The sequence below is a fragment of the Vibrio sp. RC586 genome, assembly GCF_000176715.1.
In the GTDB taxonomy this organism is placed as follows: domain Bacteria; phylum Pseudomonadota; class Gammaproteobacteria; order Enterobacterales; family Vibrionaceae; genus Vibrio.
On the sequence record NZ_ADBD01000008.1, the window covers coordinates 474992 to 499376 of the forward strand.

A 24385-nucleotide genomic window follows, 5' to 3' on the forward strand; every position below is an offset into this window, starting at 1 on the left:
TGGCTCATGCAATCCACCTCAGGCCGCGTTATGCGGCCTCTTTTTTGGAATGCATCTTCACGGTTGAATTCCACGGGAATTTAATTTTCAATACCACGATGAATTGCATAAGGAATCTTTCTCGTGGCTCGTCCTAAAATTCCGCGCCGAATTGGCTGTCATCCTCCTGCATCTTGTTTTAAACCCAATGGTGTTTCTATGAATCAACTCGAGAGTATCGAGTTAGCTCCAGATGAACTTGAAGCATTGAGGTTAGTTGATCTGTTGGGTTTACAGCAGCAACAAGCGGCACTGCAAATGCAAGTCTCGCGGCAAACGCTCGCCAATTTGGTTAAAGCTGCACGCTTTAAAGTGGTGGACTGCTTACTCAATCAAAAAGCACTGCATATTCAGTCTATCGATAACACTTCATCGGATTAAGCTATTAAACCAATCGGGACAAGCAACCTGCACCAGCGCTGTGTGAGTGGTAAATTGTGTGTCACAGAACCGCTGTGACTAACCACTTTCTCCTTCTATCAATTATTGAAAGTGGTTCTTTTGCCAAAACCTTATTCACCTGGCTCACCCCGAATCGAGGTTTATCATCTCATTCGGGGATTTTTTTATGTCGAAACTTATCGTGGCGAATCAAATGGTCATTCAGACGGGTGATTTGGCGGTTGTATATGAGATTCGTATGACTTTGACGAAGGAGAAGATGAGCGGTCATGTCTGTGATTTCGGTTTCCGTAACGGTGAGCATGCGATCACACAACCTTATGCTACTCAGTTCAAGTAAACGAAGCCCAAGAAAGTGCGTGCCGACAATACTGACTAGCCGCAGTGGAAGTTTCCAGTTATCTCACCATGCTTGAATAGGAATAAAAAACGAGGGATCGGATTAACGGCAGGAAAGAAAGAGAATGATGGAAGGCCATCATTCTCGTTAGGGCATCAAATCCATGATGATGATTCCTTTAGAGTGAACTTACCAATCGCGTGCTAAAAAGCTTTGCTCAGTCTGGCTATTGCCAGCGGAATCGGTCACGGTAAATTTCACCACTTGCGAGTGAGGCTCGTAGTTTTTGATGATCAAGGTGCCATTTTCTGAGGTTTGATAGGCTTCGCTGTCCGCACCTTCGACTTTTACAGGATAGTTAGCAACGGGTGCACCATCCTGTGTGAGTCTTAATAGCGCGGTATTTTGGCTAGTCGATACGCTCATTTTTAACTCAGAAGCACTGGCGTGAAGTGGCAGTAAAACCGCAGTAGCGAGTAACAAAACAGGGGTTAGTTTTTGCATGAATAAAGTCCTCATAATGATTGTTGATGTGTGAATTCACATTCGCCACTTAGCATAATTGGCTGTTGAAAAGGAAACGATGGGGTCGGTTTGTTTTAGTTGTTCAAAAAAATAGAACAAGATAAGCGCAGTAAACTGCTCGTCAATACGTGTTTTGTTGCTAAAGTGTTGTGCTTGGCTTCGGTGTTTAAATAGATTTAATTAGCTCTGTTTTTATACTGAACTATTTTCTGGTAGATGAAATCAGAAAGAAAAATAGTAAATCTACTTACAAATAGTAAGTTAATTATTTGGGTGTTAATAAGTTGAATGAAATTATTCAAATGTTATGATTGACCCACAAACACAACAAATAGAGAACGAATCGTGGATTTAAATATAAAAGATCAAAAAATCCCCATAAATGACTTGATAGCTTTACAACAGTTGGAAAGAATATCAACTAAATGGGTTTCACATATACTGTGGCATCTAGAACCATTTGAACATGCGCGTTTTGGTGAGTTGCAATCTGCACTTATCGGCATTTCGGGAAAAATGTTAAGCCAACGGCTTAAGATGCTAGAAGAGATTGGCTGGGTTTGGCGTGAGCAGAAGCCTACCATACCCGTGACAGTTTACTATGGGTTAACCCCAGCAGGTAAGGTGGCCGCGAAAGCTTTATATTGTTTGATATGCAAAATAGTAGAAAATGAAAGATATTAACTTTAAGTGAGTAAATTAAGCCCGTAATTAAAATGACGGGCTTTTTTATTTATCTAAATATGTTGATTAAAATAATGTCATGGAATTATTAAAATCACGTCATGGTTTTTTTATTTCTAAATTTATGAGGTTTTAATTGATGATTGAAATTTGATCACCATTCAATCATTTATTAATTGTGCTTATCCTCATTTTTATTCTTGGTATAGGATCACATCCTATGGCTTGTGATGCACTGCCACTTTTATTTATAACACTAATATCTTATTCATTGGTCTGGTGTATTAAATGAAATCGTCAAAGTGGCTTTTTTTATCGTTTGTTGTTCTATTTTCTTGTGGTCTGTATTTGATCTACTCTGCGTACTCAACAACATCCAAGTATGAGTTACCCGATGAAGTAAAGGTGCCTATTACCGCATCTAAACCTGCACCTGCTGTCGAACTATCGATTAATGAAGGGGCAATCGTTGAAGCTACCCCTGTTGAGACAGAAATTGTTGATCTGAATGAGGTGGAAGAGCCTCTAGAGGAAGACTCTAGAGTTACAGCTCCACAAAACGTAGAGCAAGTCTGGTTACCTATAAACCCTTCCCCAGAACTGGCAGAGTTGAAGCCGAAAAGCCAAGCCATTACGGAGATCCAAGCGATTGAGTTCGACAACATTGAACAGTTTCGCGCCTTAATGGAAGGCGACACCGCTACCTTACTGCTTCCAAATGGCGAAAGTATTCAAGTGGTGATTGATGAATCGCAAACACAGAATCAAGGTGTTCAGACATGGGCTGGAAATTTTGAATCACAGGGAAGCTCATTTCCTGTCACCTTTACTTTTGGCCAAAACGCCATCATGGGTTTTATCGGCCACCCTCAAGGTTCAATAAAAATAGAAGGAAGTGGACACCAAGCTTGGGTGTATCAAGTCCCAGATAGTCATGGATTCGAGCATGATCCGCAATCGCACGATCGCGCTCATTAACCACGCGCCTATCGCGCATTTACACAAAAACTAGGAGTTACTATGAAAAAGGCGTCATTGGCACTAGCCATCAGTGTCGGGGTTTGCTCACCTGCAATTTGGGCTGCAACGACACAAATTGATGTTTTAGGTTTATACACCCCAGATACTGTAAAGGGATTTAAGCAAGATCACGTGGCACAAATTCAGCACAGCGTGAACGTAGCGAACAAAGTCCTGAAAGACAGTGGTCTGGATATCAAGGTTAATTTGGCCGCAACCAAAGAAGTGCAATACGACACACAACCGGGATTGAAGAAATCTCAGGATGAAGTACTCGATGCTGCAACTCCATTTAATCTGATCGACCCAGCTTTTGCGGATGTTGAGGCTTACCGCCAACAAGTTGGGGCGGATATGGTGGCTATTTTTCGCTACCTTGATGTTAAGAATTCTCCCGACTATGAACGTAAACCGAATGGTCGTTATTCGATCAGCTGTGGTTTGGCTTGGATTGTTGGCCCATCCGCGTGGAATGAACCACAAGATGCGAAGAAGAAAATGTATAGCCACAGCTACTTAAACGAGTGCGGTTCGGAAACATTTATCCATGAGCTCGGGCATAATTTAGGCCTTAACCATGCTCATGAGCAGTACAAAAATAAATTTGGTTCCTTGTATTTGCCTCATGAAAGCAATGGAACAGAACAGGATGCTTATGGATACGGTGTGAATGGACAGTTCGCAACAATCATGGCTTATCCACATTTATTTGGAGTGAAGCCCACCTTTAAATTCTCTAGCCCAGATCTGCTGTGTGAGGGAGGGGCCCCTTGTGGCAAGAAAGATTATGCTAACTCAGTACGTACGATAGGCCTCACGGCCCCACTCATTGCAAACGCTTATGCAAGCGCTTCTACGCCAGTAGAGGGTGGAACCCCAGAGGATACCGAGCCGACAACCAATACCGATAAGGTGTTTGTGGTTAAAGGACCTGTGGCCTTACCGGATAAGCAAATTCTAAGCCTACCGATTAAAGTCAGCGCTCAAACAGCAACAACCGCTCAAGTTGCCATCGATCTTACCCATGAATATCGTGGTGATCTCAGTATCGTGCTTTACGCGCCGGATGACTCATATTGGATTTTGAAAAAAGCCAACAGATATGATCGTAACCAGAGTTATAACATGAAAATCAATTTAACCGAGGTCGATCCGCTGGCGACAGAAGGAGAGTGGCGTTTGGAAGTTCAAGACCATTGGGCTGGCAAGGTGGGAACTCTGAACTCATTCCAAATCACTTTTCCGTAAATGAAGGCTCGTTTAGCCACGTAAACAAGTTTGAAAATAGATCACTTCATTACTGGCTAATCGATAAACCGTAGCAGGCTTGCCGCCTTTACCTTTGTTAGAGGCGGCAATTTTATTGGTACTCACAATCACGCCAGTATCAATCAGACGGCGTTTCACCGTCATCCGATTCACTTCCACCCCAAATTTGGCGTAAGCATCAATAATGTCAGCAACCAAAAATTCCTGCTCAAGTGAAAACAACACCACTGAGGTGTATTCCACTGCGGCACGTAGCTTTTTCCAAGCGTGTTGAATTTGTGCCACATGGTCAAATGCTAAGTGTTGCTGCCCTTGCAGTATCGTATCAAGCGCAAACCAGTCAACGCGGCTTTGATCCATACCCGCATCCTCAATCTGTTTTACGTTGGAATGATTGAGGAGTGCGTAATGGGAAATGCTGATACTCCAACCACTAGGGTCACGCTTAGGATTGCCGTCCACCAAAGGATCACTGATGAAGTTCGGGTAAGTATGAATTTTTTGACGGCAAATACGTCGACGTGCAGAGTCAAAATCTTTATCTGCCGGTTCGCCATCTTGTGTACTGAGATCCTCATCGAACACCCAGCCTCCGGGAATCGCCCAAAGACCGCAATCAGGGCGGTTCGGATTGCTGCGTTTGACCAACAAGATCTCAATGCCCTTGGGGGCAAGGCGCAAACAGATCATATCAATGGTGACAATCATACAAGGTTCCTAAAGTGGGATGCGGCTATTCTAGGTAACTGAATGGTAAGGGTCAAATGTAAATAACAAATTGTGATTAACTTAAGATGGAGGTGTAGGACACCTCATAATGAAGAAATTAGAGAGTGAGCAGAAGCTAAGTCGAGAAATTCACCGATGATTTTTACGCTTTATTACTAGTTTGTCACAAAAGTTGACAAACATAAGTGGCTCGATTATCGTGCCTGCAAAAGTTAGAAACAAAATGTTACTAACATCCGAAGTGAACCGAAGGAAGGCATTTATGAACTCACGCCTGTTCTCTCCCCACATCATTCGTAGTCTGCTTGACCTCGACGCCTATAAAATCAATATGATGCAGGCAATACACCATTTCTATCCGGATGTCTCGGTACGCTATGAGTTGATTGTGCGCAGTGATGAAGATGTCAGTACATTGTTGGATGAGATTCGCCAAGAGATTGCTCAGCTTGGCTCTTTGCGTTTTTCGGATGCCGACATTCACTACCTAACGCAACATGCACCGCATTTAAAAGCCACGTTCTTGCAGTCGCTGCGCTATTTCCATTTTGTGCCTCAAGAGCAAGTGGAGATGGGCATTATTAAACAAGCGGGCAAACAGCAACTGCGTATTGGTATTCGTGGCAGTTGGCGCGACACGATTTTGTACGAAACATTAGTAATGGCAATAGTTTCTGAGGTTCGTAGCCGTCAGCTTTGGGCTGATGTACCGGAAGAATTGCCACTCAAGATGCTAAAAACGAAGCTAAGCAAACTAAAAGCGGAGATTGCTCATCGCGGTATCAACAATTTCTCACTGACCGAAATGGGAACACGCCGCCGTTTTTCTAGCCAAGTGCAGCGTGATGTGTTGGCGTGTTTAAAACAAGAAATCTCCGAATGGATGCTGGGTACCAGTAATTACCATTTCGCCCGTGAATTCGATTTAAAACCGATTGGCACCATTGCTCATGAATGGTTTATGGGGCACCAAGCTCTGGTGAATGAACGTGATTCACAACAAGTTGCTCTGGAGCGTTGGCTTGCGGCTTTTGATGGCATGCTCGCCATTGCCCCGACCGATACCTTAACCATTGATGCCTTTTTAAGTGATTTCAACCGCCATTTGGCAAATGCTTATGATGGTGTGCGGCATGATTCGGGTTGTCCGTTCCGCTGGGGTGACAAGATGATCGCTCATTATCAACAGCTTGGCATCGATCCAACCAGTAAATTGTTCATTTTTTCTGATGGTTTGAATTTCGAGCAGGCGCTGGATTTGTGCGAATATTTTGCCGGACGAGTGAAGATTTCTTTTGGTATCGGTACGTTTTTAACCAATGATCTAGGACAGTGGCGTAATTCAGCGGGTGTTGAGTATCGCCCGCTTTCGATTGTGATTAAATTGGCGGAGTGCCAAGGCCGGCCTGTAGCGAAGATCAGTGACCAGCCAGAGAAGGCGATGTGTGAAGATCCGATCTTTCTCGCGAATCTCAAACGCCGTTTTAATATTGAGCTTGATGTGGATGCGTTGATCCAAGAGCTTGCTCAGCAGAAGCGCTCGCCACGCGATTACATCTCAGCGGCCTAATCGCCGCTGATCCACCAGAGGTTGTTTGCTATGCAGAATACACCGCTCAAAGTTGGCGTTATTGGTTACGGATATTCCGCCAAAACCTTTCACTTACCGTTTATTGAGGCGTTAGATTCGCTCACGCTTGGCGCCATCAGTTCGAGTCAACAGCAAACAGTGCAAGATGATTATCCGCAGGTGGCGTATTTTGAAACAGCGTCGCAGCTGATCTGTGAAAGTGATGTGGATTTGGTGATCATTACCGCGCCCAATGATGTGCACTTTTCTCTGGCGAAACTGGCCTTGGAACAGGGCAAACATGTGATTGTTGAAAAGCCGTTTGTGACTCGCATCGAACAAGGCAAAACGCTTATTGAGCTAGCGAAGCAGAAAGGGTTGGTGCTGAGTGTGTTTCATAATCGCCGCTGGGATGGTGATTTCCTGACTGTCAAAAAGTTGATTGAGCAAGGGCAACTCGGTGCGGTGAAGGTGTTCGAATCGCATTTTGATCGTTATCGCCCTGTGGTTCGTCAGCGTTGGCGTGAACAGGCGCAGGAAGGGGGCGGTATTTTGTTTGATTTAGCGCCGCACCTACTGGATCAAGCCTTGGCTTTGTTTGGTCTTCCGCAGTCGTTATCAGCGGATTGCCGGACGATGCGACCAGAAGCCACCACGATAGATTATTTTGATCTTCAGCTGTATTACCCACAGCATGTAGTACGACTGCATGCGAATTTGTATAGCCCTGAGCCTAATGTGCGCTACCAAGTGCTCGGCAGTCTGGGTAAATACGTGAAATACGGCTTAGATCCACAGGAAGAGCGCTTGAAAGCAGGAAGGTTGCCGGATAAGCCAGAGTGGTCAAAAGAAGATCCTGAATTGCATGGATTTTTGTATCAGCAAGAGAGCAAGCAGCGCATAGAAACTGAGGTGGGTGGCTATCAGCACTACTTCCAACAAGTGGTTGAATCGATTCAAAGTGGTGCGCCAAACCCAGTTACAGCTGAATCGGCGCTGCAATCCATCCAACTGATTGAGTTGGCATTGGAAAGCAGCGTGAAAGGGCTGCGAATCACTATTGCGCGAGTTGATGAATAATATCGTCAAGTAAATGATCAATCACACTGGTCACATCAAGACTGGCATTCTCCATTGTCGACAAATGGTTGATGATGGTAGGTGTTTGCCCATTCGCATAAGCTTCTAAAGCTTGTTTGCCCGAATTGTGTACCTCTTGATGAGGTTTATCCAAACTCGCAAAACTGGGTAGGTGGCGGTATAAGCGAGCGCCGTCACCTTCAAAATACCAACGACCTAAGCGACATTCGTGATGCCCCGTGACATTGCAAGATGAGTTGCCCTCATCAAGCTGTTTGTAGATCTGATGTTTCCATACGGCATGATCCAACTTTACGGTATTGAGAAACATGGTAGCGGTCGTCACTTCGATAACATATTGCATGTGTTTAGAGCGTGATAGCACCTCTGATACCACTGCTTTGATCTGCCCAGCTGCAACGTCCATGTCTTGGGTAATGGTTTGGTTTTCGGCGATCGAATTTTTGATTTCGTCGGTTTGAACGACCACTTGACTAACGAGTTGATGAATTTTCTCGCTGGCATTTTGGGCTTTTGCCGCGAGATTACGCACTTCATCGGCGACCACGGCAAAACCTCGGCCACTTTCACCTGCCCGTGCTGCTTCAATCGCTGCGTTAAGTGCCAACAAATTAGTTTGAGATGAAATCTCTTGAACGGAGTGAACGAGATGGCTGATACCGGTTGCGGTTTGGTCGAGTTGATTGGCGACCAACATGTTTTGCTTTGCTTGATGGTCAATTGCGAGTGTTCTTTCTGAGAGCTGTTCTAAAGCGGTGTGCGTTTGTGCAAAAAGTTGGTTGAATTCATTGAGGGTTTCTTTTTCATCCGCTAAGTTGCGCGTGTTTTCAACCAAGCCATTACGTATTGCTTCTAGGAGCCTACCGCCAGTTAATTGGTTGGAGGTTAACGCACTCATGAGCAAGATTTCTTGATTAATTTTTTGAATTTCTTGGTCTTTTCTCTTAATGGTGGCTTGCAAGTTAGCCAGTTCTTGTTGGTGAGCTTGGTTGAGTTGTTCGAGCTGCTGCTTAAGTGTGTCTCGCTCATGCACGAGTGCTTTATTGAATAGCATTATGTCCCCTAAAAGCGTGATTCCGTTGACCTAATGGCCCAGAATACAATAATTTTTATTATTTTCGTTGAGCCTAGCCCCGCACTTTCCAAGAATAGTGGTAAATCAAGACTCGTGCCTCTTAATCATTGGTGGTAGAGCTTTGCCCAATCAAACTCTGTAGCTCGTGTTTGACGGCTAGGATTTGAAGATGGCTGAGTGATTTACTGGTTGCCTGATTTCGTCTGAATCGATTCATAAGCACCTAATATTTCTTCATAGCCACCCCCGTTGTGCACTTGGGTAAAACCATTCTCAAGTAAATATTTCTGTGCAATACCGGAACGGTTTCCACTGCGGCAATAGAGGACTATCGGGGTCTCTTTGGCAATGGTTTGAAAGGCGCTTTCTACTTCACTTAATGGCCAATTCAACGCTTTGTCTAGGTGGCCTTGGGCATACTCTTCGATCGTTCTTACATCCACCAGTAGTGCTCCTTTATTGACCATCTGCCAAGCGACTTCCGCGCGTTCAGAAGCCGCTGCTCCCGTGCTAAACCACGCGGTAAACAGTGTTAAAATGGCCTTAAACCAGTTCTTCCGCATTTTAGAAACTCCTTCTCTATTTTGTGTCCATAATTTGCTATGAGGCACTTTCTTCAAGCAAGTGATTTGTCATTTTTTGGTGGTAAATTTGAACAATGTCTAGGCGGTAGTTCAAAAGTTAAGGCATCGGTCAATGGCATAGGCTTAGCGTAAAAATAGCCTTGAATCCAATACACGCCTCGCTCCGCTAAGTAATCTACCTGATGTTGCCCCTCTACGCCTTCGGCGATGACCTCAATCTGTCCTTGTTTGGCCGAAGCGATGATGGAATCTAACACACTGATTTTTATGTCACAGGTGTCGATAGTATCCACAAACATTTTGTCGATTTTGATGCTGGCGATTTGTAAGTTTTGCAGGTAAGCAAAGCCGCCATAGCCGGTGCCAAAGTCATCGATTTTAAACTGATAACCCTTTTTTAAAAGGTAGAATACTTCTTCTTGCGCTTCGCTCATCGCCTTAATCGGTACGCGCTCCGTCAGCTCAAATTTGAGTCGTTCACTGTATGGCCACTGCAATTTTTCAAGTAAGCGAGAGAGGTGTTGTTGTTCTAAGTGTTCGGCAACAATGTTGATGCTTACCCAGCGAGATGACGGGATCTGTTTGAGATCGAGATAAACTTGCTGCATTAGTTGATGGGTGATTTTGACGATCAAGCCAGAACGCTCTGCGGCGGAAATAAACAGACTGGGGGGGACGAGTTGATGGCCCTTTTTCCAACGTAGCAATACTTCATAACCCACAATTTCTTGAGTTCTTGAATCAACAACAGGTTGGTAATAAGGGATAAACTCTTGATCACGCAGACCTTTTTCAATTAATCCTTCAATCGAATTTCGGTAGTTACGCAAGATCAGATAGCCACAAGCCAGAAAGATTCCCAATACTAAAGAGATAGGAATACCCCAAGCCAAAACCTGTTGTTTTGCATAGTCATGTAAAGCATCTCCAGCGGAGAGTGTCTGCTCACTATGGAAAGGTTCCGAACCAGTGATTTGATGGACGGATAGGGTATCGGTCTGTTTCAGTAACTCAGGGCTGCCTCGTTGCAAAGCGAGTTCACTGAGTTGGGGATCTAAAAACCGAAATTGAAGATAAAAACACTCCGCACATGGTTCACGTAACAACTCTTGCGCCCAACTACCATCAATAACCCAAAAGACACGTCCTCTCGATTCGGCATACTGAACCAACAATTCTCTGGTTCCCATTTGGCTTTTCGGGGTTGCTGAAAGCTGATACCCCTCAGGCATCAAGTTGTTCTTCTTATTCAATAACGGCGGGGAAAACTGAATTGGGTAACCTATGGTTGAGCACCCTGTTCCTTGTGTGCTCTCAATACCGATTAAACGTACAAACCGATTATAAAACTGTGGATCACGGATTAGGCGTATATCGTCAACATTACAGGTGAAGGTGAGTGAGTGTACTTGCTGCTGAATCATGTTGTCTAAAGCGAGATTTCGTTGCTCAAGATATTGATTGATTTGTGCAAATTTCTGCTCAAGTAAGTATTGCGCCACCTGAGGAACCCAAATTTGCTGAGTGAGTAAGAAGATTACAAGGGGCGATAAAAGAATGGCCAGCGCGATTCTGGTTGGAATGGTTGAGATCACAGACGTTTTCCTTAGCCAATAAAGCATTTTTGTGGCTGGTAAGTCCGAACTATGTAACACAATGAAATGCAAATCAATGCACCCTTGTGTTTTGTTCATTCCCTGAACAGGTATTTATGAATACCCAACAACGAACATGCAAATGCCGCATTGCTGCGGCGTGATAAGGACTATAAGAGCTCAATGACCTCGTTTAAGCTGTGACAAATGGGGTGCCCGAATGCCATTACTTCTGGGCTTGGGCTGACCAAATCAGGGATTTGGAAGGCGATCATCTTGGCGGCGAGGGCCGCTTTAATGCCATTATTAGAATCTTCAAAAGCTAAACAGGTTTCAGGAGCAACGCCCAAACGTTGAGCCGCGAGTAGATAAATTTCCGGATGAGGCTTACCGTGGATGACTTCACAACCTGTGGTGATGATATCGAAGTAAGTTTCTAATCCTGCCAGTCGTAACTTGACCAGAGCGACTTCTTTTTGGGTTGAGGTTGCCACAGCGAGGGGAATTGAACGCGCTTTAAGCCACTCCAACAAACTAACTACCCCCGCTTTATGGGGAATGGCTTCATGCATGACCACAGCGTTATAGCGTAGTCGCCATTCGTTATGCAGTCTGGGCAAGTTATCACCATAGGCTTGGCTTAAGATGCCATTGATAGTTTTTGCATTACAGCCAATGATTGACAAATACGCCTCTTCATAAAAAGGCAGATCACAAGCGGAGCATGCTTCTTGAAACACGCGCATGCAGACTCGCTCGGTATCGAGCAGCAGGCCATCCATATCGAAAATGGCAGCTTGAAATTCCATCGTTCCCACCTACCTCAAAAAAGTGAGCAGTCATTGTCCCACACTTTATGAATGGCTGAGAACCCCAAAATGGAAGCATTTTAAATCAGTAAATTAGCGAGAGAGTTGCTGCAAATTCCGCTAAACTGTGTTGCAAAACAATGACAATTCCGTGTCAGCAGGTGAATGAAGTGAAATCAGCGTGGATAAGGCAGTGGTTCCCCGGACTCTACCAATTTAAAGATTATGAACGGGGATGGTTTTCTGATGATGTACGTGCCGCATTTTCGGTGGTGGCTGTGGCGCTCCCAGTCGCGATTGCTTATGCGCAGCTGACAGGAGTGCCCGCGATTGTCGGGCTCTATTCTTGTGTTTTACCTATGCTGGTTTACGCCTTGATGGGGACATCACGGCAATTGATCGTAGGTCCAGATGCAGCAACCTGTGCCGTTATCGCGGCGGTGGTCACTCCATTAGCAGCAGGTGATCCGACCAAACATTGGCAACTGGTGATGACCATGACCGCAATGACGGGTTTTTGGTGTTTATTGGCTAGCCGACTGAAATTGGGTATTTTTGCCGATTTTCTCTCCCGCCCAATTTTGCTTGGGCTTTTGAATGGTGTCGCTTTGACCATTATTGTGGGGCAGTTTGCGAAAGTATTGGGTTTAAAATACGAAAAACGCTATTTACTTGAGCGCATTCTTGAAGCTCCCGATCTCCTTTACTCTTTGCACTGGCAAACGTTGGGGCTAAGTGTGTTGACTCTAACCACGTACCTGGTGATTAAACGTTGGCAACCAAGATGGCCCGCGGCCATGTTCGCTATCATGGCCTCTGCCTTGTTAGTGTGGGGACTGAATCTGGAAAGTGTCGGCGTGCAAGTCGTTGGCGCCATTCAAGGCGGATTACCAGATTTTCAAGCTCCCGCTTTTGATTTAGGGATCAGCCGTGAACTGGTCATGCCGGCATTGAATTTAGCCATGGTTAGCTTTGTAAGTATGATGTTGACCGCTCGCAGCTTTGCGGCGAAGAACGGCTATGACATTGATGCGGACAAAGAGTTTCGTGCGCTAGGTGTGGCCAACGTGGCGGCGGCATTTTCACAAGGTTTTGCTATCAGTGGTGCGGATTCACGTACCGCAGTGAATGATGCAAATGGCGGAAAGTCGCAATTGGTTTCGGTGATCGCAGCGTTAGTGATCGCGCTGATTGCCATCTTCGCCTATCAGCCGTTACAGTTTATTCCGGTTGCGGCCTTGGGGGTGGTGTTGGTGATTGCCTCACTATCGCTGCTGGATTTCAAAGGGATTTGGAACCTAAGAAAGCGTGACAAAGATGCGTTTTATCTCGCATTGATTACTTTCGTTGCGGTGTTGGTTATTGGGGTGATCCCTGGTATCACATTGGCTGTTTTACTCGGTCTATTCCAGTTTCTTAAATTGATTATGCGCCCAACGGATCAAATGATGGGACTTGATGAAGAAGGGACTTTGCGCACTCTAGATGGTTCTGAAAAAGCGAAACCGATCCCAGGCATGGTGATTTTCCGTTTCAACTCACCGCTAACTTATTTTAATGCCCCCTATTTTAAACGCCGCATCTTAGATCAGACCGAACGAGAGGGAACACAAGTGGGGTGCGTGATTATCGATGCGGTTGCGAGCTTTACCCACTTAGACCTCAGTGTGATGGCGATGTTGGCTGACTTACATGGCATCCTCAAAAAACGTGGTATACGCTTAATTCTTGCTGGGCGAAAGCGTAGCTTACGGCACTGGTGTGATCTTACAGGGATCAACACTGCAGAAGGGGGAGTTGTGCTGCGTGCCGATATGTACTTGGCGATAAAACTCAGCGGCTGCTATTTAAGTGCGATGGAAGAGGGGCATGTCCCTGTTGTACAAAAAGAGCCGGATATCAGTGTGTTGTTAAAACCGACCACGACAGAAGTGGCTTAACATTTTTAGGGGCTCCGTTGAGCCCCTGTTCTTTTCCGGTTAAAAATCCGCTTGAACTTGAAATGTCATCGGCTGTTTAGTGTAAGGATGGGTGAAGCTAAGCTGCTCGGCATGGAGGTGCAGGCGTTGAGCTTGTTGTCCATACAAATCATCGCCCACGATCGGGCAATTTAACCCAAGAGGGTGTGCACAGTGCACTCGTAATTGATGGGTTCGCCCAGTATGTGGGTAGAGATAAACTCGAGTGCGACCTTGTTCAACACTGATCCTTTCCCAATGCGTAAGTGCAGGTTTACCTTGTTGCCAACATACTTTTTGGCGTGGCCGATCATCAAGGTCTCCACACAGTGGTAATTCAATGTCCCCTTGCTCTTCCTCAAGCACACCTTCTAACAATGCGAGGTACCGTTTTTGCACTGCACGCGTAATGAATTGTTTTTTAAGATGTTTGTTAGCACGACGAGTCAGCGCAAAAACTAATAGCCCGGAAGTCGACATATCCAAACGATGCAGGGCGAACACACCCTCCGCGTCACTAAATTGGGTTTGCAAACGAGACAAAACGGAGTCGTGGACATGCACACCGGGTACCGAGAGAAACTCGGGCGGCTTATTGACGACAAGGATCGCATCATCTTGATACACAATCTCGATCTCTTGGCCTTCCGCTGGATTGTTCAACAATGGGTTTTCATCTAGCTCCATTCCCTGCAGCATGTGCGCCAAGATAGGTTGGCACTTGCTTTGGCAAGCAGGGTAGAATTTTTTATGCTGGCGAATTTCGGATTTCGGTGAACAGCCCCACCAGAACTCCGCTAGCGCAATCGGTTTGAGTTGATGTTGGAATGCGTATTGGAGCAGCTTTGGCGCTGCACACTCCCCAGAACCCGCAGGTGGTAGTGGGTTTTGGGTTACCGCAAACAGATCAACCAGATTTTTCTCAACCCCTTGAATATTGCTAAAGCGATAAGCGCTAAATAATTTCTGTTGCAAAGTGGCGGAAAGCTGTTTACGGCGCAGCTTTAGTTGGGCAATTTTTTCAAGTTTGCTATTGAGTGTGTCTTGAGTGCTAGCAATACGTTGCTCCCACTCTTGTTTAAGCTGCTGTAATTGCCGCTTTTGCAGTACGCTGGCATCGGCTAGTGCTGCAAAAATGGCATTTCTTTCTGATTCCGGACGTTGCTCGGCCAGCTCTCGTTGGTGCTTTCGAACTTGTCGCTGCTCAACCATGAGTAGACGATGTTGTTCTAACGCTTGTTCTGCCTGCGCTTGATACATGGCAATAGTATGGGTGAGTTGAGGAAGTTCAGGGTCGGCCTCTTGCTCTCGTACTTGCTGGTTGATGTAGGCTATTTCATTGCCATCCACACGGAAAAAACGCTCATCAGCAAAGCGGTCGAATACTGGTGGAACAAATCCAGGTAATTCATTTTGTTCGGCAAGTTGTCCAGAAAAAGCGGCTAAATAGCCCAGTTGCCCCGAGCTGTGTTGCACAACCAATACACCAAACATTTTTCCATGGGCTTGTGGATCATTGCCTATTAAGCCAAATGGATGAAACCATGTTTTCTGGGTCAGTAAGTGTTGCTGTAACTCATTTGCAGCCATTTCACACAATGGATGTGGTTGATAGCAGAATGGGTAGGTAAAACTCTCGGGTAGAGAAATATCCGTAATTGGAGCAACAAAGTGAGTAAAGCAGTTTGGTAAGGCAGACATAGCAAGCTGTAGAGTGGGTAAAGCCAACACGCATCTTACCTGTTTGGACAATACTTGTCAGGTGAGTTTTGTCCGCTGTGCACCGTGCGGCTACGGCATTTTACGATAGCCGCTATATTAGATGTGTCTTTGGGTGATATATCGGCACTTACTTTAGTCAATAAGCTTTATTTTTTACTTGATTGAGCTCTGTGCTTTCCATTTTTTATTAAGGTTAATATCTGGAAATTAAGATTCCTAAACTGGAGAATTGGTCTTAAAAATGATATGGCAAAGAAAATATTTATCCAGCGAACATTGTAATATTAGCGCTTGATTTATTAGCGCTTTCGGATTAAATCCGGTTTTGAATTTTTTATTTTGTTTTTTAAATATTAAAAAGCAATTAAAGGGAATGAGCATCTCATATTGTTGTTAACTTATCATTTACTGACATTTTTATGACAAATGATAACTTGGGCAATAAGTTGCCCGACAGGTATGTATTGTTTATCGACGGGCAAAAAGTTGCCCAGATAATGACGAGAAAAGGGTTTTTAAGAGTTAAATATTGGAACATTAATTGCTTTAAAAGCGACAACTGAATGTGGAGATAGAATATGGGTAATGGAATTGTAGTGGGACATTTAGGCTCAGATCATGATGGTTTTCCCCCAACACCAGTGACAGCGGGCTCCTCTACGGTCCGGTATGATGGTATTCCCGCTGCTCGCTTAGGTGACCCGTTAGCGCCACACGATAAGCCGAAGCATCCTCCACATGGCCGCTCAATTGCAGCGGGTTCTGGCACGGTAATGATTGATGGTAAGCCGGCAGCAAGAGCGGGTGATGCGGTAGATTGTGGCGGCGTTTTGCAAGGAGCAAGCAGTGTCAATATTGGTTAAATCGTTGATTTGTATAATTGGTTTATTTCCTGCGTTTAGTGGTTTTAGTGAAGAAAAACTATACGATATGCAGCAGTTAACCGCTCAGCAAGCTTATGAAAATGGCCGTTTGCTGCGTGCTCAATTTAAGAATTTAACTGCTCGACAGTATTTGAAATATGCGGCAGATCTAGGGGAGCCTAATGCGGCGTATCTCTACGCGATGGAAGTTGCCAACTACCGTACGACTATTCGTACACCGCCTGAGAGTCAACACTATTTGCTGATGGCCGCGCAAGGAGGGAATCGCCAAGCCATGCGAGAGCTTTACCGTAATGGTGAATGGCTGAGATCGGCTGAACGTGTGTTATGGCAACAGCATTACTATGATGCGGTCATTGAACTGGGTGCTCGGAACCCTAGTCAGGCGGCTTATGAGTTGGCCTTATACTTCCAAGAGAATGATCCAAAACTGGCCCAACATTACTTAGGTATCGCTGCAGAGTTTGAATACCCCGCCGCACTTATGTTAATGGCTCAGCAGATTGAGCAAGGACAGGGTAGCTATCCGATGCCAGGAAGTCGAGTGACTGAAGCTCGTAAAACCTATCTTCAAGCGGCGAAAACTGGTTATATCCCCGCAGTGCGGAAATATATTCAATTGCTTGAAAATAAAGGAAAATATAAAGATGCTTATTATTGGCGTCAGCAAGCTGTGCAGCATGGAGATCTTACCGCTTTAGCCGCAATGGGAAGCATCTTAAGTGGGCAGAGTGATGTGTACCATTTTGTAGAACCCGATCTTAAGCAGGCTAAGGCTTATCTTGGTCTTTATTTGGTAATTTCTGGTAGCGATCGCCTTAGTAATATTTACCAAAACAGTCAAAGACAACTGCTTGATATTTCAATGCAACTAAATGAGCATGACAAAGAAATAGCATCAGAAATAGAGATGCAACTCGAACAATATCAGCCATTTTTCAACCATGACGCATATTGGGATAATTAGTTCCAATGTAAATGTTATATAAGTATGGTTGTAGGATATATTTTTTGGTAAGAGATCACGCTTTGGGTTTTTTTATATTACCTTTTCTGGCATCGTGAATAGAATGCCATTTCATATTTATCAGGAATTAAATAACTGCAAACGATATTAAGATCAGATTACTGATCGATAGTAAGATTGCTATTGCATTGTGCAGACAATAATCCTGTTCTAAACCAATATATTAAGAATGCCTAGTGAACACATGGCTTAATGTGGGATTTCTGATCCCATAATTTCACTAAGGTAATTGACTCATTTTCGATTTTGGAATGAGCAAACAAAGAGAATATAAAAGATCAAGAATCTTGGTTGTTTGATGGTTACTTCAAACAGCTGTTTCAATGACACGTTGGCATAGGTATTGGAGACGTAATATGTCTAAAGAAGGAAGTGTAGCTCCCAAAGAGCGGATTAATATCAAGTATATTCCGGCAACGGGAGATGCACAGGCTGAGGTTGAGCTCCCACTCAAAACACTCGTTGTCGGTGATTTCAAAGGGCATGCAGAGCAAACCCCATTGGAAGAGCGTGCAACGGTCTCGGTAGATAAAAACAACTTTGAAGCAGTGATGCGTGAAAGTGAGCTAAACATCACCACAACAGTAAAAAGCAGACTGAGTGATGATGAAAATGCTGAGCTTCCGGTTGAGTTGAACTTCAAATCTTTGGCAGATTTCGCACCTGATGCCGTCGCGTCACAAGTTCCTGAACTGAAAAAATTGATTGAGCTGCGTGAAGCTCTAGTTGCTCTGAAAGGACCACTAGGCAATATCCCCGCATTTCGTGAGCGTTTGCAGTCTCTGCTCAACTCGGAAGAGTCGCGCGAGAAACTGCTAGCAGAATTGAATCTGCTCAGTGGTCAAGAAGAACCACAAGCGTAAGTCACCATTCAATCAATTTATTCATTAGGAAATTAATGATGTCTACTACTGAAAAGGTATTGGAAAGACCGCAGCTTGCTCAAGGCGGGCTGCTTGACGAAATTATGGCGCAAACTCGTATCGCACCAAGCGAAGAGGGTTACGACATCGCGAAGAAAGGTGTTGCTGCGCTTATTGAAAATCTGATTGGCTCTCAACATTCCGCAGAGCCTGTTAATAAGTCTTTAGTTGACCAAATGTTGGTTGAGCTAGACAAAAAAATCAGTGCTCAAATGGATGAAATTCTTCACCATTCACAATTTCAAGCGATGGAATCCTCGTGGCGTGGCTTGAAACTATTCATCGATCGCACTGACTTTCGTGAAAATAACAAAGTCGAAATCCTTCACGTAACCAAAGATGAACTGCTGGAAGATTTCGAGTTTGCACCAGAAACCGCACAATCCGGTCTCTACAAACACGTTTACTCATCCGGTTATGGCCAATTCGGTGGTGAGCCAGTTGGCGCAATTATTGGTAATTACTCCGTCAACACCGGATATGAAATTATTGCAGTACATGGGCGCTCTTGGTGCCATGGCACATGCTCCATTCATTTCAAGTGTTGGACCTGAATTCTTCGGCATTGATTCTTTTGAAGAACTGCCCAATGTTAAAGATCTGAAATCCACTTTTGAAAGCCCTAAATACACGAAATGGCGTTCATTGCGTGAGTCAGAAGATGCTCGTTACATCGGTCTAACCGCTCCTCGTTTCTTGCTTCGTGTTCCTTACGATCCTATCGAAAATCCAGTTAAATCATTCAACTATGCGGAAAATGTTAGCGCATCGCATGAGCACTACCTGTGGGGTAATACGGCATTTGCTTTCGCCACTCGTCTTACAGACAGCTTTGCAAAATACCGCTGGTGTCCAAACATCATTGGGCCACAAAGCGGTGGTGCGGTAGAAGATCTCCCTGTTCATGTCTTTGAATCCATGGGTGCATTGCAAAGCAAGATCCCAACGGAAGTATTGATCACTGACCGCAAAGAGTTTGAATTGGCGGAAGAGGGCTTTATCGCCCTAACTATGCGTAAAGGCAGTGATAATGCGGCGTTCTTCTCGGCAAACTCTATTCAAATGCCGAAAATTTTCCCCAATACCAAAGAAGGCAAAGAAGCGGAAACTAACTACAAGTTAGGTACCCAATTGCCGTACATGATGATCATCAACCGCTTAGCGCATTACGTAAAAGTACTGCAGCGCGAACAGATTGGTGCTTGGAAAGAGCGTCAAGATCTTGAGCGTGAATTGAACTCATGGATCAAGCAATACGTTGCTGATCAGGAGAACCCACCTGCAGACGTACGTAGCCGTCGCCCATTGCGTGCTGCACGCATTGAAGTGATGGATGTTGAAGGCAACCCAGGTTGGTATCAGGTGTCACTCTCTGTTCGTCCTCACTTTAAGTATATGGGCGCGAACTTTGAGTTGTCCTTAGTTGGACGTCTTGATCAAGCCTGATTATGACGTACATCGCACCTGAAGAGAGTGCATTTGGTGTTGGCTTTTTCGAACGTTTGGAAGCCAACGCCAAACCCATGTCGCTGACCCACGGGCCTGATGCATGGGATGTACTCGAATCGATCAAACGGAATGTCTCCAACATTCTGAATACTCGAATCGGCGGTGCACAAAGCGCCCCCCATCTCGGGTTGGTGGATTTTAACGATGCAACTTTGGAAACCTTAGATCTCTCCGTGCGGATTAAATTGGCGATTCAGCACTGCCTTGAGCGTTATGAGCCACGTTTAACACGTGTCCTCGTGTGCGCAGAGCAAGATAGCTTTAATCCTCTCACCCTAAGGTTTCATATTACTGCGACTATTAATAGCGAAGCGTTGCACGATAAGGTTCAGTTCAGTCTTCTGTTGGATCAAAACAGAAAATATCGAGTGTTTTAACCTCTATGACGCAAGACAAGTATTTCAGGGAAGAACTCGCTTTTTTAAAAGAGCAGGGGAAAGAATTTACCGAAATTCATCCTCAGCTATCGCGTTTCCTTCATGGCCGTACGACAGATCCTGACGTTGAGCGTCTTTTAGAAGGTTTTGCCTTTTTAACTGCACGCTTGCGCGAGAAGGTAGAAGATGAGTTCCCTGAACTTACGCACTCGATCATTAACATGCTGTGGCCAAACTACTTGCGCCCAATTCCAAGTATGAGTGTGGTGGCGTTTGAGCCTGATAAAAGTGTCAGTGAAAAACAGCTGATCCCGCGTAATACTCAGTTGGATAGTAAGCCCGTATTTGGTACGGCATGCCATTTTAATACTTGTCGCGATGTGATTTTGTACCCAATGCAGTGCCATGGAGTGCAAGCAGAACACACGCGTGAAGCTACGACCATCAAAATTTCCCTGTCCATGTTGGGTGACATGACAGTCGGAGATGCCAAGCTCGATACACTGCGTTTTTATTTGGGTGGCGATAAATACAGCTCGCAAACCTTGTATCTCTGGTTGCATCACTACTTGCAAAAGATGACGGTTGAAGTTCAAGGCGTGGAATTCGCCCTGCCTACGGACGCTTTTTCTACCGTGGGTTTTGAGAGCAACCAAGCCTTGCTGCCGTACCCCAAAAACGTCTATGACGGTTACCGGATCTTGCAAGAGTATCTATCGTTTCCTGAAGCGTTCCACTTTTTTGATGTGAAAGGATTGGCGAAAGCACTGCCTCCATCGGTCAGTGGTGACTTTACGTTGCATATCCATTTCTCGAAAACGTTGCCTGCGGATACACGAGTACGCGAGGATAATTTTCAACTTTACTGTACGCCAGTGATCAACTTGTTTGAGCATGATGCGGATCCGATCGACCTCACTGGGCGTCGTTCAGAATATCGTATTGTGCCGTCTAGCCGCTATCCAGCGCATTACGAGATTTTCAGTATCGATCAAGTGGTCGGTTGGCAAGATAACCAATCGGAAGGGAAGCGTATTCGCGGTGAAAAGCGCGTCTATTCCTCTTTCGAAAGTTTTCAACATGAAGTGGAGCGAGTTCGACATCGCCAAGCGCTTTACTACCGCACACGTGTGAAAGAGAGCATCCGGGGGGATGGTTTTGATTCATTTATCTCTTTTGTGCGCGGTGATGAAACGCTTTCAATGGGGGTGGACGAAGCCGTATCCATCAAGCTCACCTGCACCAATCGCTTGCTGCCATTGGAATTAGGGGTGGGGGACATTTGTGTACCGACCGATAACTCTCCACCATTTGCCACATTTAAAAATATTACGGTGCCTTCACAGTCGTTACGCCCAGTGTTGGATGGCAGCTTACTGTGGACACTGATTTCTAACTTATCACTCAATTATTTATCGCTTTTATCGAAAGATGCATTGAGTTGTGTTTTACGCGCTTACGATTTTCGTGCCTTGGTGGATAGACAGGCAGAGCGCGTTGCACGCATGCGCCTCGATGGCATAGTCAAAATTGAATCCAAGCCAGTAGATAAAATTCTGCGTGGGCTACCCGTGCGTGGCTTGCAATCCACCTTGTATATCGATCAAGCCGGATTTGGCTCAGAAGGCGATTTGTTTTTGTTTGGTACGGTACTGAGCCATTTCTTCGCCCTTTACGCCAGCATTAACTCATTCCACGAACTGGTCGTGGTCAACATCACCAATCAAGAGAAGTACTCATGGGGAACACAGAACGGAATGCAGCCGTTGATCTGAAATCAGATCCAGTGCAAGCCTCCCCGCTGAGCTTGCCGGCGAATGTAAGGGAATACAACTTCTACCAACTGGTTGAGCTGTTGCAAAAGCTAGCCGATCTGAACCCAGAATCGGAAGAATGGGAACGCGAGTGCCGTTTGGTTTTCAGCGCTAACCCCAGCTTAGGTTTTTCACCCAGTGATGTGATGGCGTTAGAAGCTCGCGATGATGAACGTTGGGTGATGCTGACTAACTTTTTTGGTCTATCAGGCGCTCAGTCACCTCTACCTGGATTCATTATTGAGCAGCTAGTCACGGAAGAGCCCGGAGGCCATAAGCAACCATTTCTGGATTTTTTCAATAATCGATTGATTAACCTGGTATATCGCGTTTGGCGTAAATACCGCTACTACGTGCGCTTCCAGCCCGGTGCACAGGATGTGTTTTCCGCTCAATTGTTTGCTCTGGTTGGGTTGGGTGATCCGGATTTACGCGGTGAAACACCGATCAACTGGTGCAAGATGTTGGCGTACGCTGGTACGTTGGCTGGGCGCAGTCGTTCACCACAAGTCGTTGCTGGGATCATTGCGCACTGTTTTGATTTGCCTGATGTTTCGATTCGGCAATGGGTTCGCCGTCGTGTTTCGATCGAGCGTAGCCAGCAGCTGTCATTAGGGCAGCAAAATGCACGGCTAGGTGTTGATACTGTGATTGGAGAGTCGGTGGTCGATTGCAGTGGAAAATTTATCATCTGCATCAAACAGTTATCTCGTAGTCGTTTCGCCGATTTTCTCCCCTCTGGCAAAGAACATCAGCCATTGTGCAAATTGGTCGAATTTATTTTGCGTGAACAGATGGCGTATGACCTAGAACTGACCATGGATGAGCAGGAGGCTCCTGTGTTTTGTCTGGACTCCACACAGAATATCGCGCTCGGTTGGACCTCATTTCTTGGTCAAGATGCTGCCAATAAACACGTACTCATTCAAGTAAGGCAATAACCATGAATTCAGTGACTCTACCTTCGTTGACTTTGCTCGTCACCAATGCACAGCACTTGGAGTCGGGCTTGTCGGCGCAACATACTTGGACATCAGCCGGTGGCATCATTGGCGCATCTCCTGCTGCACAGTGGCGCTTGGTGGATGCGCAAGGCCGCGTGAAACCAGTGCATTGTGAAGTCGTGATGGTGGACGGTGCTTACTGTTTGAAAGACAACTGTGGCGATACTTATGTCAATGGCGCGGATATGCCGTTAGGGCTAGGTCAGATGGCGCGGTTAGGTCACAAAGATGAAATCAACATTGGCCCATATCGGTTACGCGTCTTGTTTGGTAATGCCATTGAGGTGGAAGAACAATACGGTTCACTTGACGCACTTTTTGCTTCTGCACAGGAGGATTTGCTCGCCGATTTTGAGTTGGACGCAGAACCTGAAGCCGTGGCCTTGCCGCCCAATGCCGATCCCTTGTTGGCTTTAGACAGCATAATGGGGGCACAAGATAGTGCCAATTCATTGATTGAAACACCAAAGACGGAGTCACAACCGTCAACGCAATCTAGCTTAGTGCCACAAGACAATTTAGTGCTCCAAAACGCCGATTTTACGCCACAAGCGGACAGCGAATATGAGATGACTTCATCGATCCGCCTAAAGAAAATTCTTGGTTTTGCTAAAGCCACCTTCTCAAAACAAACTAAACCAGAAGCACTGAGTGTGGTTTCTACTACCCCCATTTCTCACTATAACAGCAGCGAAAGCAACGTATCAGAGGGCTTCACTATGGATGAAAAAGTACTGGATTTGCTCGAAGAGGAAGTCGCGAAAAGTATCCAGCCACAATTGGAAAAAAGCGCCTATTCCAACTTAAATACCACCGCAACCAACCATGCCAATCACTTGGTTACAGGCCCAATTCTGGATGGCCTTGGGGTGGATCTGAGTGATGAAGATGACATGGCACGCATGCATCTGTTGTCGCAAGAACTCGGTGAGTCACTGCAAGCGTGTATTCGCGGCTTACTCGATTTGCATCAACAGGTCAGTGAAAGCCGTTTTGGTACTTTGAACCGTAACTTACAGCCGATTGAAGATAACCCGCTGCGTTTAGGCCTTTCTTATGAAGAGACGATCCGCACGCTATACGATGCCGATAAAAGTGTGGTGCATCTTTCTGCACCAGCGGCGATTGCCGAGAGTTTGAAAACGGTGCGTGACCATAACGAAGCCATGCAGTTTGCGACTTCTGAAGCGCTGAGCCAAATCCTCAACGCCTTCTCTCCTCAAGTGATGCTGCGCCGTTTTCATCATTACAAACGCAGTTCCGATGCTACCCAAACTTCAACCGATGCTTGGGCGTGGAATATGTACTGCAGCTATTACCAAGAGTTGACTTCCAACCGTCAACGCGGCTTTGAAAAGCTGTTTTGGGAGATCTTTGAACAGGCCTACGATCGCAAAATTCGCGAGAAGCAATTGGAGCTATAGC

At 45.4% G+C, this 24385-nt stretch carries 22 protein-coding genes and 1 pseudogene; 16 read left to right on the forward strand and 7 right to left on the reverse strand.

The annotated features are described in order from the left end of the window. Positions 1-123 precede the first annotated feature (123 nt). Both VOA_RS08345 and VOA_RS19775 read left to right on the forward strand, forming a co-directional pair. Positions 124-420 carry a DUF134 domain-containing protein gene (locus tag VOA_RS08345; protein ID WP_009355953.1) on the forward strand — a complete coding sequence of 99 codons (297 nt, stop codon included), beginning with the start codon at positions 124-126 and terminating at the stop codon, positions 418-420. Positions 421-607: 187 nt separating this feature from the next. Further along, a complete protein-coding gene (locus VOA_RS19775) occupies positions 608-781 on the forward strand; it encodes a hypothetical protein (RefSeq protein ID WP_009355954.1) in 174 nt (57 codons plus the stop codon). A gap of 189 nt (positions 782-970) precedes the next feature. Here the strand turns inward: VOA_RS19775 and VOA_RS08340 are convergent, their stop codons facing one another. After that, positions 971-1285 (reverse strand): hypothetical protein, encoded by a 315-nt coding sequence (locus VOA_RS08340; protein ID WP_001170985.1) that lies wholly within the window; start codon positions 1283-1285, stop codon positions 971-973. Between the two features lie 366 nt (positions 1286-1651). On the opposite strand from VOA_RS08340, the gene VOA_RS19150 reads away from it, so the two are divergent. The 3 genes from VOA_RS19150 (at position 1652) to VOA_RS08330 (ending at position 4258) form a co-directional block, all read left to right on the forward strand. Continuing rightward, complete coding sequence (locus tag VOA_RS19150) at positions 1652-1990, forward strand: winged helix-turn-helix transcriptional regulator (protein ID WP_000365256.1); 339 nt, start codon at positions 1652-1654, stop codon at positions 1988-1990. 288 nt (positions 1991-2278) lie between these two features. Beyond that, positions 2279-2968 (forward strand): hypothetical protein, encoded by a 690-nt coding sequence (locus VOA_RS08335; RefSeq protein WP_000842626.1) that lies wholly within the window; start codon positions 2279-2281, stop codon positions 2966-2968. Positions 2969-3010: 42 nt separating this feature from the next. Then, positions 3011-4258 carry a zinc-dependent metalloprotease family protein gene (locus tag VOA_RS08330; RefSeq protein ID WP_000710196.1) on the forward strand — a complete coding sequence of 416 codons (1248 nt, stop codon included), beginning with the start codon at positions 3011-3013 and terminating at the stop codon, positions 4256-4258. Between the two features lie 12 nt (positions 4259-4270). On the opposite strand, the gene VOA_RS08325 is transcribed toward VOA_RS08330, so the two are convergent. Continuing rightward, a complete protein-coding gene (locus VOA_RS08325) occupies positions 4271-4987 on the reverse strand; it encodes an NUDIX hydrolase (RefSeq protein WP_000637367.1) in 717 nt (238 codons plus the stop codon). Between the two features lie 283 nt (positions 4988-5270). Between VOA_RS08325 and pncB the strand changes: the two genes are divergently transcribed. After that, positions 5271-6578: a nicotinate phosphoribosyltransferase gene (gene pncB / locus VOA_RS08320; RefSeq protein ID WP_001088542.1), complete on the forward strand. Its 1308-nt coding sequence runs from the start codon at positions 5271-5273 to the stop codon at positions 6576-6578. Positions 6579-6608: 30 nt separating this feature from the next. Next, complete coding sequence (locus VOA_RS08315; RefSeq protein WP_001181698.1) at positions 6609-7658, forward strand: oxidoreductase; 1050 nt, start codon at positions 6609-6611, stop codon at positions 7656-7658. Here VOA_RS08315 and VOA_RS08310 read toward each other — a convergent pair. The 4 genes from VOA_RS08310 to VOA_RS08295 form a co-directional block, all read right to left on the reverse strand. Then, positions 7636-8733, reverse strand: a complete 1098-nt coding sequence (locus VOA_RS08310; protein WP_000898363.1) for a methyl-accepting chemotaxis protein — start codon at positions 8731-8733, stop codon at positions 7636-7638. The genes VOA_RS08315 and VOA_RS08310 overlap by 23 nt on opposite strands. Before the next feature lie 203 nt (positions 8734-8936). Beyond that, a complete protein-coding gene (locus VOA_RS08305) occupies positions 8937-9317 on the reverse strand; it encodes a rhodanese-like domain-containing protein (RefSeq protein WP_001230988.1) in 381 nt (126 codons plus the stop codon). Between the two features lie 53 nt (positions 9318-9370). Then, a complete protein-coding gene (locus VOA_RS08300; RefSeq protein WP_000626044.1) occupies positions 9371-10933 on the reverse strand; it encodes an EAL domain-containing protein in 1563 nt (520 codons plus the stop codon). Positions 10934-11103: 170 nt separating this feature from the next. After that, positions 11104-11742 (reverse strand): HAD family hydrolase, encoded by a 639-nt coding sequence (locus tag VOA_RS08295; RefSeq protein WP_000395667.1) that lies wholly within the window; start codon positions 11740-11742, stop codon positions 11104-11106. Between the two features lie 161 nt (positions 11743-11903). Between VOA_RS08295 and VOA_RS08290 the strand changes: the two genes are divergently transcribed. Beyond that, on the forward strand, positions 11904-13682 hold the full coding sequence (locus tag VOA_RS08290) for a SulP family inorganic anion transporter (protein ID WP_083806523.1): 1779 nt from the start codon (positions 11904-11906) through the stop codon (positions 13680-13682). Positions 13683-13721: 39 nt separating this feature from the next. Here the strand turns inward: VOA_RS08290 and VOA_RS0117885 are convergent, their stop codons facing one another. Further along, on the reverse strand, positions 13722-15401 hold the full coding sequence (locus VOA_RS0117885) for an RluA family pseudouridine synthase (RefSeq protein WP_032468265.1): 1680 nt from the start codon (positions 15399-15401) through the stop codon (positions 13722-13724). A gap of 599 nt (positions 15402-16000) precedes the next feature. Here VOA_RS0117885 and VOA_RS08285 point away from each other — a divergent pair. The 8 genes and pseudogenes from VOA_RS08285 to tagH all read left to right on the forward strand — a co-directional run bounded on the left by VOA_RS08285 (position 16001) and on the right by tagH (position 24384). Next, positions 16001-16285 carry a type VI secretion system PAAR protein gene (locus VOA_RS08285; RefSeq protein ID WP_000526402.1) on the forward strand — a complete coding sequence of 95 codons (285 nt, stop codon included), beginning with the start codon at positions 16001-16003 and terminating at the stop codon, positions 16283-16285. Between the two features lie 67 nt (positions 16286-16352). Then, on the forward strand, positions 16353-17273 hold the full coding sequence (locus tag VOA_RS08280) for a sel1 repeat family protein (RefSeq protein WP_009355955.1): 921 nt from the start codon (positions 16353-16355) through the stop codon (positions 17271-17273). A gap of 416 nt (positions 17274-17689) precedes the next feature. Continuing rightward, positions 17690-18196 (forward strand): type VI secretion system contractile sheath small subunit, encoded by a 507-nt coding sequence (gene tssB, locus VOA_RS08275; RefSeq protein WP_000031389.1) that lies wholly within the window; start codon positions 17690-17692, stop codon positions 18194-18196. Positions 18197-18234: 38 nt separating this feature from the next. After that, positions 18235-19702 (forward strand): annotated as a pseudogene (gene tssC / locus VOA_RS0117890) (type VI secretion system contractile sheath large subunit). A gap of 2 nt (positions 19703-19704) precedes the next feature. After that, a complete protein-coding gene (gene tssE / locus VOA_RS08270; RefSeq protein ID WP_000220995.1) occupies positions 19705-20142 on the forward strand; it encodes a type VI secretion system baseplate subunit TssE in 438 nt (145 codons plus the stop codon). A gap of 5 nt (positions 20143-20147) precedes the next feature. Beyond that, positions 20148-21917, forward strand: coding sequence for a type VI secretion system baseplate subunit TssF (gene tssF, locus VOA_RS08265; RefSeq protein WP_000189789.1), 1770 nt, complete (start codon positions 20148-20150; stop codon positions 21915-21917). Continuing rightward, positions 21881-22897, forward strand: a complete 1017-nt coding sequence (gene tssG, locus VOA_RS08260) for a type VI secretion system baseplate subunit TssG (RefSeq protein ID WP_000528475.1) — start codon at positions 21881-21883, stop codon at positions 22895-22897. Before tssF ends, tssG begins: the two co-directional genes overlap by 37 nt. 2 nt (positions 22898-22899) lie before the next feature. Beyond that, entirely contained in the window at positions 22900-24384 is a 1485-nt protein-coding gene (gene tagH / locus VOA_RS08255) for a type VI secretion system-associated FHA domain protein TagH (RefSeq protein ID WP_001089700.1), read from the forward strand. Position 24385: the final 1 nt, after the last annotated feature.